At 33.1% G+C, this 17,058-nt stretch carries 18 protein-coding genes; 10 read left to right on the forward strand and 8 right to left on the reverse strand.

The window, feature by feature from the left end; genetic code table 11:
* Nucleotides 1-31: 31 nt before the first annotated feature.
* Both guaA and rlmF read left to right on the forward strand, forming a co-directional pair.
* A complete protein-coding gene (gene guaA, locus BM253_RS03775; protein ID WP_091519385.1) occupies nt 32-1,564 on the forward strand; it encodes a glutamine-hydrolyzing GMP synthase in 1,533 nt (510 codons plus the stop codon).
* A 60-nt stretch (nt 1,565-1,624) separates the two neighbouring features.
* Nucleotides 1,625-2,503 carry a 23S rRNA (adenine(1618)-N(6))-methyltransferase RlmF gene (gene rlmF / locus BM253_RS03780; RefSeq protein WP_091519388.1) on the forward strand — a complete coding sequence of 293 codons (879 nt, stop codon included), beginning with the start codon at nt 1,625-1,627 and terminating at the stop codon, nt 2,501-2,503.
* Here the strand turns inward: rlmF and BM253_RS03785 are convergent.
* Nucleotides 2,500-3,081: a pentapeptide repeat-containing protein gene (locus BM253_RS03785; RefSeq protein ID WP_091519391.1), complete on the reverse strand. Its 582-nt coding sequence runs from the start codon at nt 3,079-3,081 to the stop codon at nt 2,500-2,502. The two genes, rlmF and BM253_RS03785, sit on opposite strands and share 4 nt — an antisense overlap.
* A gap of 155 nt (nt 3,082-3,236) precedes the next feature.
* Between BM253_RS03785 and BM253_RS03790 the strand changes: the two genes are divergently transcribed.
* The 4 genes from BM253_RS03790 (at nt 3,237) to egtB (ending at nt 8,179) form a co-directional block, all read left to right on the forward strand.
* Nucleotides 3,237-5,141, forward strand: a complete 1,905-nt coding sequence (locus BM253_RS03790) for a LysM peptidoglycan-binding domain-containing protein (protein WP_091519395.1) — start codon at nt 3,237-3,239, stop codon at nt 5,139-5,141.
* Nucleotides 5,141-5,545 carry an OsmC family protein gene (locus BM253_RS03795; protein ID WP_091519398.1) on the forward strand — a complete coding sequence of 135 codons (405 nt, stop codon included), beginning with the start codon at nt 5,141-5,143 and terminating at the stop codon, nt 5,543-5,545. Before BM253_RS03790 ends, BM253_RS03795 begins: the two co-directional genes overlap by 1 nt.
* A gap of 458 nt (nt 5,546-6,003) precedes the next feature.
* Nucleotides 6,004-6,981 (forward strand): L-histidine N(alpha)-methyltransferase, encoded by a 978-nt coding sequence (locus tag BM253_RS03800; RefSeq protein ID WP_091519402.1) that lies wholly within the window; start codon nt 6,004-6,006, stop codon nt 6,979-6,981.
* Between the two features lie 10 nt (nt 6,982-6,991).
* Nucleotides 6,992-8,179, forward strand: coding sequence for an ergothioneine biosynthesis protein EgtB (egtB, locus tag BM253_RS03805; RefSeq protein WP_091519406.1), 1,188 nt, complete (start codon nt 6,992-6,994; stop codon nt 8,177-8,179).
* Between the two features lie 31 nt (nt 8,180-8,210).
* Here the strand turns inward: egtB and BM253_RS03810 are convergent, their stop codons facing one another.
* The 4 genes from BM253_RS03810 to BM253_RS03825 all read right to left on the reverse strand — a co-directional run bounded on the left by BM253_RS03810 (nt 8,211) and on the right by BM253_RS03825 (nt 11,140).
* Nucleotides 8,211-8,993, reverse strand: coding sequence for a hypothetical protein (locus tag BM253_RS03810; protein WP_091519409.1), 783 nt, complete (start codon nt 8,991-8,993; stop codon nt 8,211-8,213).
* A 102-nt stretch (nt 8,994-9,095) separates the two neighbouring features.
* Complete coding sequence (locus tag BM253_RS03815) at nt 9,096-9,785, reverse strand: MarR family winged helix-turn-helix transcriptional regulator (protein WP_091519412.1); 690 nt, start codon at nt 9,783-9,785, stop codon at nt 9,096-9,098.
* A 302-nt stretch (nt 9,786-10,087) separates the two neighbouring features.
* Nucleotides 10,088-10,648, reverse strand: a complete 561-nt coding sequence (locus BM253_RS03820; RefSeq protein WP_091519416.1) for a hypothetical protein — start codon at nt 10,646-10,648, stop codon at nt 10,088-10,090.
* A gap of 45 nt (nt 10,649-10,693) precedes the next feature.
* Nucleotides 10,694-11,140: a hypothetical protein gene (locus BM253_RS03825; protein ID WP_091519419.1), complete on the reverse strand. Its 447-nt coding sequence runs from the start codon at nt 11,138-11,140 to the stop codon at nt 10,694-10,696.
* 576 nt (nt 11,141-11,716) lie between these two features.
* Between BM253_RS03825 and BM253_RS03830 the strand changes: the two genes are divergently transcribed.
* Nucleotides 11,717-11,917, forward strand: coding sequence for a CsbD family protein (locus BM253_RS03830; RefSeq protein ID WP_091519422.1), 201 nt, complete (start codon nt 11,717-11,719; stop codon nt 11,915-11,917).
* A 547-nt stretch (nt 11,918-12,464) separates the two neighbouring features.
* The gene (locus tag BM253_RS03835) at nt 12,465-13,454 is read left to right on the forward strand and encodes an SDR family NAD(P)-dependent oxidoreductase (RefSeq protein ID WP_091519425.1); all 990 of its coding nucleotides are present in this window, start codon (nt 12,465-12,467) and stop codon (nt 13,452-13,454) included.
* A gap of 86 nt (nt 13,455-13,540) precedes the next feature.
* On the opposite strand, the gene BM253_RS03840 is transcribed toward BM253_RS03835, so the two are convergent.
* Nucleotides 13,541-13,747, reverse strand: a complete 207-nt coding sequence (locus tag BM253_RS03840) for a DUF2158 domain-containing protein (protein ID WP_091519429.1) — start codon at nt 13,745-13,747, stop codon at nt 13,541-13,543.
* A gap of 171 nt (nt 13,748-13,918) precedes the next feature.
* Between BM253_RS03840 and BM253_RS03845 the strand changes: the two genes are divergently transcribed.
* Nucleotides 13,919-14,212 (forward strand): hypothetical protein, encoded by a 294-nt coding sequence (locus BM253_RS03845; protein ID WP_091519432.1) that lies wholly within the window; start codon nt 13,919-13,921, stop codon nt 14,210-14,212.
* A gap of 54 nt (nt 14,213-14,266) precedes the next feature.
* Here BM253_RS03845 and BM253_RS17645 read toward each other — a convergent pair whose 3' ends face one another.
* On the reverse strand, nt 14,267-14,395 hold the full coding sequence (locus tag BM253_RS17645; RefSeq protein WP_143095579.1) for a DUF3050 domain-containing protein: 129 nt from the start codon (nt 14,393-14,395) through the stop codon (nt 14,267-14,269).
* 377 nt (nt 14,396-14,772) lie between these two features.
* Between BM253_RS17645 and BM253_RS03850 the strand changes: the two genes are divergently transcribed.
* A complete protein-coding gene (locus BM253_RS03850; RefSeq protein ID WP_091519436.1) occupies nt 14,773-15,162 on the forward strand; it encodes a YtxH domain-containing protein in 390 nt (129 codons plus the stop codon).
* 623 nt (nt 15,163-15,785) lie between these two features.
* Here BM253_RS03850 and BM253_RS03855 read toward each other — a convergent pair.
* Nucleotides 15,786-16,739 (reverse strand): fasciclin domain-containing protein, encoded by a 954-nt coding sequence (locus tag BM253_RS03855; protein WP_091519440.1) that lies wholly within the window; start codon nt 16,737-16,739, stop codon nt 15,786-15,788.
* Between the last annotated feature and the right edge of the window lie 319 nt (nt 16,740-17,058).

The raw sequence follows: 17,058 nt of genomic DNA on the forward strand, positions 1-17,058 counted from the left end.
AGCGTATTTTTGCACAAAGATACACAACACAATGACACAAGGTATTATTATTTTAGATTTTGGTTCGCAATACAATCAGTTAATTGCACGCCGAATTCGAGAATTTGGAGTTTACACCGAAATTATTCCCTTCAATACTCCAATTGCCGAAATTAAGAAACACAATCCAACAGGAATTATTTTATCGGGCGGACCTTCTTCGGTTTTTGGAGCTGAAGCTGCTTTGGTTGATAAAGAATTGTTTGAAATGGGCGTGCCTGTTTTAGGAATTTGTTACGGAATGCAGTTAATTTCGCATCTTTTAGGTGGCGAAGTTAAGAAAGGTGTAAAAGGCGAATACGGAAAATCTGATTTAACCGTTTTAGCTCAAAACAGTTTGTTTAACGGCGTTCCGGAAAAATCTACGGTTTGGATGAGCCATTTCGATGAAGTAATGAAAGCTCCAGAAGGTTTTGTTGTTTCAGGAAAATCGAACATTGAGATTGCTGCAATGGCAAACGAAAGCAGAAATATTTTTGCGGTTCAGTTTCACCCGGAAGTAACGCATTCTGAATTTGGATCAAAAATGTTAGAAAACTTCGTTTTTAATATCTGTAAGGCAGAAAAAAACTGGGTTTTAAAAGATTTTATCGAAACCGAAATTCAAAGAATTAAAGAAGTTGTTGGCGATAAAAAAGTTATTTTAGGACTATCTGGCGGCGTTGATTCGTCTGTTGCGGCTGTTTTAATTCACCGTGCCATTGGCGATCAGTTAACGTGTATTTTTGTTGATACAGGTTTGTTGCGTAAAGACGAAGGCAAAAAAGTAATGGATAATTACGGCAAGCACTTCCACATGAACATTAAAATGGTTGATGCTTCTGAACGTTTCTTGAACAGTTTGAAAGGAATCGATGAACCTGAGGCAAAACGTAAAGCAATTGGTCGTGATTTCGTAGCTGTTTTCGATGAAGAATCTCAGAAATTTGATGATGCTTCGTTCTTGGCGCAAGGAACAATTTATCCTGATGTTATTGAATCTCAGTCGGTAAAGGGACCATCTGCAACCATAAAATCGCATCACAATGTGGGCGGATTACCAGAACACATGAAGTTGCAGTTGTTAGAACCTTTACGTGAATTGTTTAAAGACGAAGTTCGTAAAGTTGGTGTTGAGTTAGGAATTCCTCGCGAATTGGTTTACCGTCATCCGTTCCCAGGACCAGGATTAGGAATCCGCGTTTTAGGTGAAGTTGATGCCGAAAAAGTTAGAATTTTACAAGAAGCTGATCAGATTTTTATCGATGAGCTTTACAATCATAATTTGTACGACGAAGTTTCGCAGGCTTTCGTAGTATTGTTACCTGTAAAATCGGTTGGAGTAATGGGAGATGAGCGTACGTACGAATATACGGCGGTTGTGCGTTCTGCAAACACTATTGATTTTATGACCGCAACTTGGAGCAAATTACCTTACGAGTTTTTAGAGTTGGTTTCGAACCGAATTATTAACGAAGTTAAAGGAATTAACCGCGTTGCTTACGATATTAGCTCTAAACCACCAGCAACAATTGAGTGGGAATAAATAATTACAACAGCCTTAAAAGTTAAATTTAAGGCTGTTTTTATATAAGATAGTTTCTAAATGAATCATTCAAAAGATAAATTGCATCCTCGTAGTTTTCACAACAAACCGTATAATTTTCAGGAATTGATTTTAAAAGTTCCTGAATTAAAGCAATTTATTGTAAAGAATCGTGAGGGAGTTGATACGGTTCAGTTTGCGAATCCAAAAGCGGTGTATCTTTTGAACAAAGCATTGTTGTTACATTTTTATGGGTTGAATTTCTGGGATATTCCCAATCAAAATCTGGTGCCACCAATTCCGGGTAGGGCAGATTATATTCATTATTTAGCTGATTTATTAAAGGTTGATGATTCGCACAAAACTACTATTTTAGATATTGGGACGGGCGCAAGTTTGGTGTATCCGTTAATTGGAAGTTCGGTTTATAATTGGAATTTTGTTGCAACAGATATCGAACCAAAATCAATAGCAATTGCTCAAGAAATCATCAATAGAAATCCGCATTTAGGTTCTAAAATCGCATTACGATTGCAGTCTGATAAAAAACACATACTTTCTGGAATTATTACCAAAGACGATTATTTTGATGCAGTAATGTGTAATCCACCCTTTTTTAAATCGAAAAAAGAAGCCGAAACACAAACGCTTCGCAAGTTAAAAGGCTTGGATAAACGAAAAACTCCAAAACTGATTAATAATTTCTCAGGTGAAAGCAATGAATTGTGGTGTACTGGCGGCGAATTATTGTTTGTGCAGAACTACATTAAAGAAAGCACCATTTTTAAAAAGCAAGTTGGTTGGTTTACAACTTTAATATCGAACGAAGATCATTTGAAACCATTACAGATCGAACTGAAAAAATCAGCCAAAGAAATCAAGGTGATTGATATGGCGCAAGGCAATAAAAAGAGTCGAATTTTAGCTTGGAGGTTTTAGTTTTCAATATCCAACTTATATTTATGTAACAAGCTTTCTAACTGATGAGCCGAAAATTTAGCATTTTTCATTTTGTTAAATTCGGGATCAATTGAAAAGCTTCGGGTATTTCTAAAATCGGCTTTTTCTAAAACAGTGTTCGAAAATCGAGCGCCTGTTAAATCAGCATCCTGAAAATTAGCAAAAGTTAAATTGCTTTCAGAAAAATCTACTTCCCTCAACGAACATTTTACAAAAGATGTTCCTTTTAATTTCGTTCCAAAAAAAGTACTATAATCAAGCATGCAGTTATCGAACTTAAACGAAAACATAAATTTGCTGCATTTTGTAAAATCAACACCCAAAATTTTACAATTACTAAAAACAACGTTACTTAGACCTACATTTCCAATTAAAGTCATGGAAAAATTGCAGTTTTCAAACACACAATCTTCAAAATTATTGTCGCGCAAATCGCTGTTAGAAAAATTACAGCTTATAAACGTACATTTTGCAAACTCTCTATCGCGCAAAGATTTCTCAGAATAATCAATATTTTTAAATTCTTTATTTTCGTGATAAATCGTTTTGTTGTTCATTATAAAGTCTTTAAATTACTAAGTGTTTAGAAAAAATCAATCTTTAAATATCGAAATTAAAATTTCAAATAACAAACTAATTTCAGTTTAAAGTATATCATAATATTATTAAAACGACATAGAAACCAACGCTTTTTGTTTTTATATTTGTTACTATGAAAAGATTATTTTTTACATTATCGACCTTATTTTGTGCGACTGTTTCGTTTGCGCAGACTGCTACAAAAACACATACGGTAACAAAAGGCGAAACCATTACGCAGATTGCAAAAAGATACAATACTACAAATAATGTGTTGTTTTTACTGAATCCGGAAGCTGTTGACGGCGTTAGTGAAAACCAGATTATTAAAATACCAACCACATCGTCTGTTCAACATCAGGTTCAAGCAAAAGAAACGGTTTATGGTATTTCAAAGCAATACAATATTGCCATTGAAAAACTGTACGATTTAAATCCGGGCTTAAAAGAAAATGGTTTAAAAATTGGTCAGTTTTTAAATTTAGCAGAAACTACATCTAAAAATACTACAGCAGTTTCAAATAATAACCAACCTATAAAAAATGTTGCAAGTACTACGGTTATTGTTGAAAAAGGCGAAACTATTTACGGTATTGCTGTTAAAAATAATACCACTGTTTCTGTTTTGTATGAATTGAATCCGGGCTTGTTAGAAAGCGGTTTGAAAGTAGGGCAGCCGATTAATATTCCTGTGACAGGCGAAGTTAAAACACAGACTACCGATACATCTAAAAAAACAAAACCAAAAACTATAGTTGTTCAACCAAAACAGACTATTTACAATATTGCAAAAACAAACAATGTTTCGCAAGAGCAGTTAATGGAATGGAATCCTGATTTAAAAAATGGTTTAAAAGATGGATCTACTTTAATTGTGGGATACTCTTATGAGAAAGTTCCGTTTAATGATAATTCTGCTCCAAAACCTATTGAAAATACATCGACTTCGGTTAAAAAAGGAATTGATTTGTCTTTATCTAACGATGGATCTACAAGAGATTTGGTACTATTGCTGCCGTTTAATATTGCGAATAATAATTTTAATAATCCGTCGATCAATCAAAGCATAAAAGAAGATGTCTTTTTAAATATGACGTTGGATTTTTATTCGGGAGCTAAATTAGCTATCGAAGATTTGAAGTCTAAAAATTACAATTTAAACATAAAATTTGTCGATTCTAAAGAAACAAATCGAGCTTTGGATGTAAATACGTTAAAAGGCGATTTCGATTTTTCTGCAACCGATGTGATTATTGGACCATTTTTTCAGAAGAACGTAGATGCGGTTTCCGAAGCTTTTAAAAATCAGCAAACTATTATTGTATCACCATTATCAACCGAAAAGGGTAAACCGTTTCCTCGTCAGGTTCATACCATGCCAAATACCGAAATTGTTAAGAAAGAAATGTTAGAATACGTTATTTCTAAACAAGAACGAGTGGTCGCGATTACCGACGGTAAAAAAACATCGAGCCAATATTTCAGCACAAATTATCCTGCAATAACAACCTTGAGTGTAACAACAGACGAAAAAGTGAGCCCGACGGTTTTAAAGAATTTGTTGTCAGAAACCGAAACCAATTACATAGTTTACGATGCTACTTCACTGACAACAACGGTAGAATTGATCAACACCTTGAAATCGTTACAAAAGGAATTTAAAATTCAGTTGGTATCGTTAGAAAAATTAGATGTTTTAGAATCGTCTGATGTAGAAATGAACGATTTAATTGCGTTAAAATATACGTTTCCATCTGTAACAAACGATGCATCGAGCAATAAAAAAGAAAAATTTGTAAAAGAATATAAAACGGTTTACGGCAAAAATCCAAGCAGATTTGCAACTCGCGGTTACGATGTTACGTACGATATTATCACGAGAATGTTTGAATCGGACGAAAATTCTAATATTTTTGATTATGGTTCGCAGCAAATCGAAAATAAATTTGCCTACATAAATGAAAATGGCGGCGTTTACAACAACGCAGTTTACATTTTGCAGTATGATAAAGATTTAACCATTAAAGAAGCAAAATAATGAGCACAAGTAAAGTAGTTTATAAGGGCGATATAAGAACAGAATCGACACATTTACAGTCTGGAACAGTAATTTTAACCGACGGCCCAACGGATAATCACGGCAAGGGCGAAGCTTTTTCTCCAACCGATATGGTTGCAAATTCGCTGGCAACCTGTATGCTAAGTATAATGGGAATCAAGGCAAATGCAATGAATGTTAATATTAACGGATCTACTGCTGATGTTACTAAAATTATGCAGGCTGAACCACGAAAAATTAGTGAAATTATTGTTGAATTGGATATGCAGGGGGTAGATGATGAAAAATCAAGGATTATTTTAGAACGTGCCGCTATGACTTGTCCGGTGTTTTTAAGCCTGCATCCCGATATTAAAAAAACGGTTAGTTTTAATTGGAGGTAAAAATAAAAGAATAAATTATAATAATACCCTTCTGATTTTTCTTAGGGTATTTTTTATTGTATGACATGTTATTATGAAGCACTTAAAAACTGATATAACAGCTTCTTAATTTTAATTTAATACTTTAAAAATTGAAATCAACACTCATTCAACTGATAGATTGCTTATTATGTTGGTTATAAGTATTCTATTTTTTTTGCTAAATAAAACATTCTCAATGATTAAACTTTCATCTGGCATAAATCTTTTTTGTTGCTGCGATAACTTCCCCGCAACGAGGAATTTCTATACAGTAGCATAGAAAATTTAATTTTAAATAGTTAATAAATCAATTCGGTCACAAGCGTTGTGTTTACTATAATTACATCTCCTTAATTATTTAATGTCGTTTAACCAATCGTTTAAAAGATGTTTTAACACTGCTGGCAGGGTAGTTGTGGTTTAAATAATAAAAAACTATGGATTCAATTCTGCAAAGAAGTATTACAAACGAAAAACATCAGGGCATATTTTTAAATGACGTGATCACTGGCTTAAGTAAACCCCAAAAAAAATTACACTCCAAATATTTTTATGATGAAAAGGGCGACAAACTGTTTCAAAAAATCATGGAAATGCCCGAATATTATCTTACGGATTGTGAAATGGACATCTTTAAAAACAAAACTTCCGAACTTTCAGAGTATATGATCGACGGAAATCCTTTCGATCTTATAGAATTAGGTGCGGGTGATGCTTTAAAATCTACTTATCTTTTAAAATATCTTACAGCCGCAAAAATAAATTTTACTTATATGCCTATTGATATTTCAGGAAATATTTTGTCTGTCTTAGATAGAAACCTGAAAAAAGAGCTTCCCGATCTGGATATTAAATTATTAGAAGGTGATTATTTTAAGATGCTTCAGCATGTAATGGATGGTTCTGATAGAAGAAAGATACTGTTATTTTTAGGTGGAAATATAGGAAATATGGATGTTACCGAAGCATATCGCTTTTGTAGGGAACTGTATAGTAAACTGAAGAAAGGCGATTTGCTGATTACAGGTTTTGACTTGAAGAAAAATCCCCATACCATATTAAATGCTTATAACGATGTGCGCGGACTAACCGCTTCTTTTAACCTGAACTTGCTGGCACGTATTAATAGGGAATTGGATGCTGATTTTGATATATCTAAATTTCAACATTATCAAAACTATGATCCAATTTCGGGCGCTTGCAAAAGTTATTTGGTAAGTTTGGTAAATCAGACTGTAAATGTTAGCGAACATCAGTTTTTGTTTAATGAACATGAACTGATTGATATGGAAATTTCGCAAAAGTACGAACAAAAAGATATCGATGCTCTTGCATCTAAATCAGGTTTTAAAATCATTGGTCAAATTGCAGATTCAAAAAATTGGTTTGTAGATTCTGTATGGCAGGCTGTTTAAACTATTTAAAATGAATAACACTATTTATATCAATACCAACAAAAATCAGGATCTGGCAGAAAAATATGCACAAATCCGTAAGCATTCAGAAGAAATTTGTAAACCGCTTGCAACCGAAGATTACGTGGTTCAGCCAGTTGACGATGTTAGTCCGCCAAAATGGCATCTAGGACATACTACCTGGTTTTTTGAAACGTTTATACTGTTGCCTCATTTCCCGGGATATCAACTGTTCAACCCACAGTTTAATTTTGTTTTCAACAGTTATTATGAAACGGTGGGGGCAAGGGTTATTCGAACCGATCGCGGCAATTTAAGCAGACCTTCGGTTGCTGAAGTATATCAATACAGAAAGTATGTAGATGATAACATGAACCGCTACCTCACTGGAAATTCTTACACTGCAGCTATTGAACCTTTGTTACAATTGGGATTGAATCACGAACAGCAGCATCAGGAATTGTTACTTACAGATATTAAATATATATTGGGTCACAACCCGTTATTTCCGGGTTATAAAGAGAATGGTACACCAAAATATGCTGATGCTGCAGCGGTTAAAATGATTGCTGTTAAAGAAGGAATATACCAGATTGGCTTTAACGGTTCAGATTTTTGTTTTGATAATGAGTTGGGAAGACATAAGGTTTTTTTGAATGATTTTGAAATTGCAGACCGCTTGGTTACTAATGGCGAATACCTGCAATTTATGGAAGCCGGCGGATACAGTGATTTTAGATATTGGCATTCCGAAGGTTGGGAATGGGTAAAGCAACAGCAAGTAAAAGCACCTATGTATTGGTATTTTATCGATGGTAAATGGATGCATTATGATTTTTCGGGACTTACCGATATAGATTGGAACGATGATGTATGTCACGTTAATTTCTTTGAAGCGTCTGCTTTTGCGGCATGGAAAGGAATGCGTTTGCCTACCGAAGCAGAGTGGGAAACAGCATCTGAATATTTTAATTGGGGCAGAAGGTGGGAGTGGACAAATTCGGCCTATCTTCCCTATCCCGGATATAAAAAAGAACCCGGTGCGGTTGGCGAATATAACGGTAAATTCATGGTAAACCAAATGGTGTTAAAAGGCGCATCTGTAGCAACCCCAATGGGTCACAGCCGAAAAACCTATCGTAACTTTTTTCAAACACACCTTAAATGGCAATTTACCGGCATTCGCCTTGCAAGATAATTTTTTTATCTGTTTAAAAGTTATTGAACAATTAGCTGGTTTGTAAAGCAGATTGTTTAGAGGTTAATTTTCGTGTGCCAATATAAAAACAGGTGCTTAAAATTGCTGTGGCAGTAAGTATGCCAACAACAGAAACAGTGTAGTTGTTATCTAAATTATTTAAAGCAACTGCACTTAATCCCCAGGCACCTGCAAGTCCAAAAGCAACCGCTCTGTACATCCAGCTAAGCAAAATATTTATAAAACCGGCAATAATAATTAGTAAGATAGTCCATAATTCATCTTCCAAGGTGTGTTTCCATCCTAATTTTACCAGAAATGCTGCGGCATTAGCAATCATAGCAACACAAACCCATCCGCCATACAGTGTAAAAGGTGTCGTTGTAATTAGTTGTGTTAACGTGGTAGGCTCTTTTTTTGGTGTAATTCTTGTAAGCATGGTGGTTAACACATACAGTAAAACAATCATAAGCAATAAACAGATGCCAATAAAATCGTTCAACCAAAAATAGATCCACAAACAATTTATTAAACTGGTAACAGCAAACAATAATCCAACCTTATTTATAATTTGGGCTTCACCGCTATTCTTTTTTAATAGGTAAAAACAGTAAATAAAATGGGTGGTAAGCAATAAATAAATAACTCCCCAAATCCCAAATGCATAATCGGCAGGTGTAAACATGTTTTCGTATCGGTCAGAAACAGTTTTAACTGTATTACCATTAATTATTCTTGAATTAAAAAGATAATTTACAAGTATAGTGGTAATGAGCGAAGCAAAATTTATGTACAGTATAGTTGATTTTTGCATTTTAATGATGAGGTTATAAGCTGTGGTCCTTTATTGATACACTTTAATTACCTGAATTAATTCTTTACAATAGTTAGTTCTTAAAACTTGCGTTATTAGGTACTACTTCTCGTTTTCTGATAAACTGTATTCGCGCTGCGTTTTAAAACTTGTAGCTTCTTCTAACAGTTTTTCTACGTTGTTATTATTGTTGTAGATAGGAATGTGGAAGTCGTTAAGTTTGTTAAGCAGATTAATCAGCTGCATTTTTTCGGGTTCGCTTAAATCGCCACAAACTATTTTAGTAGCCTCACGAATTTTGTCCATTTGTTGATCTAAAACTTCAATTCCTTTGTCGGTAATCTTTATGATCTTGGTACGCTTATCGGTAGTTGAATCTTCCTGAACAACCCATCCGTTATTAATTAAGCGGCTTATGATTAAGATACCGGCAGATTTTTCATGCACATTTTTTTTAATAAGATCCATCTTGGTCATTTCACCGAACGCTTTTAAATTGATCAGGTAGATGAAATCTTCTTGCGTAGAAAATTCCGATCCTGCGATAGCGGCACGCGAATAACTTTTAGCAAACCTGTTCATGTGCACCAACAAGGTACTAATAACACTTTCAGGACTCCTTCCTTTATCTTTACCTTCCCACTGTGGGATATCTGTATAGGTTGATTTTAGCTGATGATCAGCGATCCATCTTTTAAACCCCGAAACAGTATCAGGATAATCGTTGTTTATGTTTGCCTGTTCAAACTGTTCCACTAAATCTACTGTCTTCTTTACAAGTCCGTACTTCATAAGATTAGTTATAAAAAGTTCACAAATATATTATAATTGTTATTGAGTGCCTTAAAAATTTTGTCTAAAATTTAAATGCAAATCAAAGATCCAAAAAAAATTGCTCCGCACGATAAACGGTAGTTACGCTCATTTATTTTGCTAAAAGACACATTTATTTTTTTTTAAAATTATTTGTTTTTAGAATACAAATATACAAAATATTTAATTTATGGTTTATTTGTGTGTTTTTAAACAGCAATTTTAATGCAGTTGTTAAGCTTAATGTTGTAGTAATGATAATTAGATTGTGAAGTGACGTTTTATTCGGTATTGTTTAGTTCGGCATCGTACAAAGTTCCGTCGATATTGTAGCGGTAGTAAAAATCGCGTTGCAAAGAATCAGATTTTATTGTTACCTGATAGTGCATAGATGATACATTGCCCGATTTAGGCGGACGCACTGCCAGTTGATACAATTTTAAATCGTTTACATGAATTCGGTCTCTAATATCTTTTTGGGCACTTTTAACTATTTTCGACAAGGTGTAGGAATCAATCTTTTCATCTAACTTAAACAGAAAATTTTCAGGTTTAATATTTGGTAAAGCCTTTAAAGGTTGTTTGTACATTTCTTTCCACACACCTTTTGCATAAACATAACAATTGGTTTCTAAATTCTGTGGATTACTGCAATGAAGCACACTTATAACAGTTCCTTGGGCACTTTCGGTAACGGTTAAACCCGCAAAGTAACTGTTAACTCCAAATTTATCAGTAACTTCACTTTTAATACCGTCAAAATATTGTTCAGATGCGTCTTGTAGCTTCCTGTTACAAGACATCATAAATAATAAAACAAAAACAACCAAAATTTTTTTCATAATTTACCCTGTGGTTAATCATGATACAAAATTCTTACCAACATATTATAAGCACGTACCATTAGCCGTTACTTTCCCTTCAACAACAAATTTTTTATAGTAATAATCAAAAAGCTCGTTAATCATTTTTATGTGATGCGGATCAAAAGTTAGTTCGCATTGATCAATTTCGCTTCCGCAAGTACTGCTGTAATAGTAACTTACTTCATTATTTACAACCGATAGAAATGCGTATTCCGGGTGGTTTGACCATTTTATGTACCACGGTGTTTCGCTGCCGGAATTACTTTGTGGATCAAGATGAAATTTGTTCACATGCCAGCTGATTAAAGATCCAATACCATATTTGAATTTATGCGAATAATCGGCTGCCGATTTATTATTTCTGGTGGAACAGTATTCAAAGAATTCTTGAACCTTTTCTATCGTTGGTAGGTTCTCTACCATTTCTTTTGTTGCGCTCTTCCCAATAAAGGTTTTTATAAATTGCATACCTAACTGTTTTAACTTATGGTTAAATGTGTTTCAAACGCTTGTAGAAAGTTTCGCTAAAGTTTATTCACATTTTTTATCATTTGTATGATTAGTAAACGTCCGATAGTTATACCGGACGTTGTAATCAAAAAACAAAAAATAAAATACTTTCAACATTTTGTTAGATACAATTCAAATGCCCTTTATTAATGTTTCCATCTGGTTTTATTCAATTTATTGCAACACTGAATTTTAACTTTTTTTATGAAAATTTATAATGTAAAAGTATGTTCTGTTTGGTGGTTAAAATTTCTACAAAATGTCCATATTCGCAATAGTATTATTGTGTATAAATATTTTTAGTAATTTTTTTTAATCATATAAATAAACTAAATATTAATACATGCTATAAGATTTTGTAAGTTGGAACTATAAAGGCTTAGATACTATTCTCATTGGCTTGATAACTTTTAATTTTGGATTGTTGTATAACAAAATCACAGCTTAAATCATAGTACTTATAGAAACGTTTTTATAAATGTTGCATCATTTTTGTTTTAATTGATGCAAGTTTAATCATAAAAATATATTGCTATGGACAGATTAGAAATGGAAGGAAAATGGAACCGAGTTAAAGGAGCTGTAAGACAAAAATACGGTGAATGGTTTGATGATGATAAAGCCTTTGCAGAAGGAAAATACGAAGAAATGTTAGGTAAAATGCAGGAAAAATCTGGTAGAACGCGCGAAGATATCGAGCGTGAAATTAGAGATTGGGACGAGCGTTCTATCTAAATTTATTTTACAGTAAACAACAATACTGAATTACCACTCTTACCGGGTGGTTTTTTATTTTTGTAAAGTAGTTTACTAATAAATTTATTAATATTCTAAAATGTATTTTTATTAGAATATTAATATACATAAATCATTGAAAAATTATACAGTTTGTAGATAATGGTAACAAAAGTTTAATTGATGTTTTTTAAAATAATTCAAATTTGAACATCTAAAGCTAAGAATGCATTTATAATTTATAAATAATTGAATTTAAGTGTTTTAAATACCCTGCGCATTTTATAACCAATAGTGTTTTACATAAAAAAAGTGGATGATAATCATCCACTTGAACCTTAAATTAATTAAGTAAAAACCTGAATCTTATATAAGAAATTATTAAGGTTATTACTTTAAAAACCAAAATCATTCCGTACAAGGCTCGTAAATGTTAATTAACAACATTGTCCCAATTAAATAGTAAAACATATTTATCTCACTCTTAACGTAATTACAAACTGTTTGGGTGGCACAATAAATGTTTTATATTAGAAAAACTATAGCTATGGATACGAAACAACAAATACAAAATATTATTAGCGGTAAAGTAATTGTAATTACAGGAGCGAGCAGTGGAGTAGGGCGTGCAGCTGCCGAAGCCTTCTCGGCTACGGGTTGCAAATTAGTCTTGGTTGCCCGCGGACAAGATGGAATTGATGAGATAGTGGATATTAGCACAAATTTGGGAGCCGTTGCCATGGGTATTTCTGCTGATGTATCTGTTGCAGAAGAAGTAGAAAAAGTTGCTGAAAAAACGTTAGAGCATTTTGGTAGGATAGATGTTTGGGTGAACAACGCTGGAGTTATGGCAAATGGCAAATTCGAAGAGATACCTATGGAGATTCATGAACAGGTGATAAAAACAAATCTTTTCGGGTACATGCACGGTGCATATAATGCCATAAAAATTTTTAAAGAACAGGAGTACGGTATTCTTATCAATAATATTTCGATAGGCGGATTAATGCCTGCGCCGTTCAGTGCTGTATATTCCTCATCGAAATACGGTATAAAAGGAATGATGGAAGGTCTGCAGGCAGAAATATCAAACTACAGTAATATTCATATCTGTAATATTTATCCGCAACTGCAAAATTCTACCGGTAATCTGCACTCTGCAAAATATTCCGGTTTTAAAATGGGAATTTCTCCATTAGCTTCAGATCCGCGCCTTACGGCACAAACAATGGTAGCACTTGCTGCCCATCCTAAATCTGATGTGTATCCTGATTTTAGTTCCAGACTTATCACAACAATCTATCGAATTTTCCCAAAACCATTCAGTTATGCTGCGTTTGCATTTGTTCGCATGATGATGAATTTTCAAAAAGGACCAGATGTTGAAGGCAATATATTGCAACAATCTAAAGAACCTTTAAGAATATACGGTAATCCACAATTGCAAAAACACAGTTCGTTTAAAAATAAAGTTTTAATTGGTGCCGGTGTGGGCTTTGCTTTGGCATTGTTACTAAAAAGTACTAAAAAGCAATAAATTTATAAATAATAAAAACACTTTCAAAACGTTGAAAGTGTTTTTTATGTGATTTAAAATAAAGCTTAAATCTATAAATAATTCAATTAATTTTCTTTTGTAAGACTTAAAGCATCTTGTGGAAATTTCGATTCAAATTTACTGTTGTCTTCAAACCAAACAGTTGTAACAATTCCTTTAAATGGCAATTTTTTTCTTGTTACCGCATGTATGTTTTCAGCAACGGTAATTGTCATTTGTGGTCCGCCACTGTTTAATTCCACAACATCTCCAATTTTAAATTTAGGTTCCATATATCATTGTTTTGTGTTAAATGGTAATTTAAGCTGCAAACTTTATACCTTTTAGCAAAATTTGTGTCACATTGGTATGTAAAATTTCAATAGAAATAGTTTTAAGTTTTTGTTGTAGAACAAAAATTTTGGCTCTAAAGTTGTATTTTTAAGTAACAATAATAATAAGCTATGAAAAAACTAAAAAAGTATACAGGAGATCCTACTTTTATTACTGTATTTGAAAATGGTTACCATTTGATTAATAACGGTTATTACGTGCTAAGGGCAGATAAGGGTACAGCTGTAGATGCTGCTACAACGAAAAATGAAAACGTGCTGATAAAGATTAATTCTGATTATTATTTGTTTGAAATGACCGATGAGGTTAAAAACAACACAACTTTTTTTGACAATTTAAAGCGGTACAACCAAATCAGCTTGCGGAATATATCAAAAGAAGAATACGATAACCGTCGCAATTAACAAAAAACCGATCATTTTGATCGGTTTTTTGTTCGTCACTAATAATTCATTCCTTTAATTATTGTTTTTACCGATTAACTCTTCAATCGCTTCCCATAATCTAATCCTTTTTTCTAAAGATGTAACTGCTGTTTGTGCGGCTTCGTTCCATTTTACAGCATCAGTTCCACATACCTTTATGATTCTACAGAAGGTTTTAAAGGAGAGGAATTAGAAGATCTTAAAAAAATCCAATTGTTAAAATATAGCAGACTTACGCAAGTGCAGTACAACGAACATCTTGATACGAATGGTTTAAACCTGTTGTACTAACATAGTAACAAACACAACTGTATAAATTTTACATTTAATGTAGATTTTATCACATGCTATAAATAAAAATAGTTTTACGATAAGATTTTTATTGATCCTGGATTTTTTCTGGATAGCACAACTATAGCGCACTCTGCCAATATTAATCAATTTTTTTTATATGAGTTTTTAATCTGATTTATTAAGGATTGATTTTTGTAACATTGATCAATGAAGATTGAATTGTATAACATTTAAATTTTTAAATCATGAGAAATTTAATAAAATTTGGAGCTGTTCTGGCGGGTGCATCTGCCGGTGCCGCTGTAGGTGTATTGTTAATGCCTGAAAAGAGAAAGAAAATTAGTAATATGATAACAGATCATCTAAAATCGGGAGCAGATGCTTTTAAGGATTCTAAAGAAAATTTTAAAGAATTAGTGTCTGATCTTACCTCTTCTAAAAATCAGGATTTTGATACCGTTCTTAATTCTATTGTTAATAAAGCAGCGGGTAAAAAAGATCAGGTTATATCAATTTTAGAGCAAAAACTTTCCGAAATGAAATCCGAAGGTAAAACCCATCCGCAACACCATCCATCAGATATTAAAGACGATGTAGTGTATAAAGCAGCTTACGAAACTAAGGTTGATTTGTAAATAGTAGAATGTATCAACAGTAAATTTGATCGTTCTAAAATAATAAAAAGAGGTTGCCGGCTTATATGCCGCAACCTCTTTTTACATATATAATTGTAATGTAAAATAGATACAATGTATCAATCATTAAATTAAAAAACCATTGGCGTAAATGGCAATAGATACACCACCGATAATCAATAATATAACTGCCAGTAAACGTTCATTTAATTTTCTTTTGTTTTTCATACTTTTTATTTTTATAAGTGAATATTAAATGTTGCTTCAAAAACGATCATACGCTTATTGTAGATATCTTATATCAAAAATTAACCTATGCGCGATTTAATACATATAAGATTGATACCTTTCTATGTTTTAGATAGAAGCTGCACTTTAAAGGCTAATTGAAAATGAAAGGGATTAGAATCTGAAAAATTTCTCGTTGGTTGAGAATAGGTAAGATTAAAATGTTTCGGGTAAAGCTTAAACATTGTTTAGCAACGGTACAAAATTACTAAAAATTTAAGCATTATCCTAATTTACTGCTTGTTAGGTTTTTGTTAAGTTATCATGAACACAAATACAGTATAAATGTAGAAAGCAGGCATCAAATGCCTGCTTTCAATTTCTAATAATTAAACTTATGGTAATAGTACGCTGTCAATTACATGAATTACACCGTTGGTAGCCATTATGTTCATTGAGCCAATGGTCGCAGGCATAGTATTGCCATTTCCTTTAACTGTTGCCTGGCTTCCTAAAGCTACTGTAATGTTTCCTCCGTTTAAGGTTGTTAAAGTTGCTCCGTCTCTTAAATCAGACGAAAATGCTCTTGTTGCCAAAACGTGATAGGTAAGGATGCCGGCTAACATATCTGGATCGGCATTTTGAATTGATGCAATAGTTGGGAACCCCGCATTCATAAACGCCTGATTCGTTGGGGCAAATACCGTCATGTTACCTTGTGCAGATAACGCAGCGGCAACATTGGTTGATCCCTGACTTGCACGTAGTACCGCAGCAACAAGAAAAGTCATATTATCATTGCTTTGTGCCGTTTGCACAATGGTTCCCATCGCCGGCATTAAAACACGTTCTAAATAATGTATAACTCCATTCGATGCAGCAATATCCGCACTTTTAACTTTCCATCCGTTTACAAAAACACCCCTTGTATCTTTTGTAACATAGATTTTCATACCGTTTACGGTGCTTACTTCGGCATTTGGACCTTCAGGTACGTTGGCAGCCATAATTTTACCTGAAACAGTGTGGTAAAGTAAAACATCTTTAAGGTCTTCGGCAGACATATTGTTTACCGATTGTTCTGTAAGTCCCGACGCACTAAAAGCGGCATTGTCTGGTGCAAAAACAGTGAACGGACCTGCGCCGTTTAAAGTTTCAGCCAGTCCGGCTTTTGTTACCGCAGCTTTAAGCATAGAAAAATTACTGTTCTCACTTACAACAGCAGCAATTGTTTTCTGTTGTGGGGGCATTACTGCGTTGTCGTCATTGCTACATGCTGTACCAACAGACAATATTGCAACCGCGGTAAACGCAGCAGCAATTTTTTTTAATGGATTTTTCGTTTTCATAGTAATTAAATTTTTAATAATTACACATATAATTAATTAGTGTATAAATATACAATATTTTTTATTATGTTTATTTTATTTTAATTTTTTTACCATGAAAAGTAAAAATTTATTTTACAAATGCAATCTTACAATATGTTATTTATATATTTTGCAGTCTATTGACTATGGTTTAACGTATATAGAGTGTAAAATTAATTTTTTAAAAAAAAATAGTTTATAAATACACATAATAAAAATTTTAATACTATCTTTACCAAAATAAAAACGAGCAGCCATGTATGTATATGTAAAACAAAAACTACCTTATATCATTTTA

Source organism: Paenimyroides ummariense (assembly GCF_900115115.1).
In the GTDB taxonomy this organism is placed as follows: Bacteria; Bacteroidota; Bacteroidia; order Flavobacteriales; family Flavobacteriaceae; genus Flavobacterium; species Flavobacterium ummariense.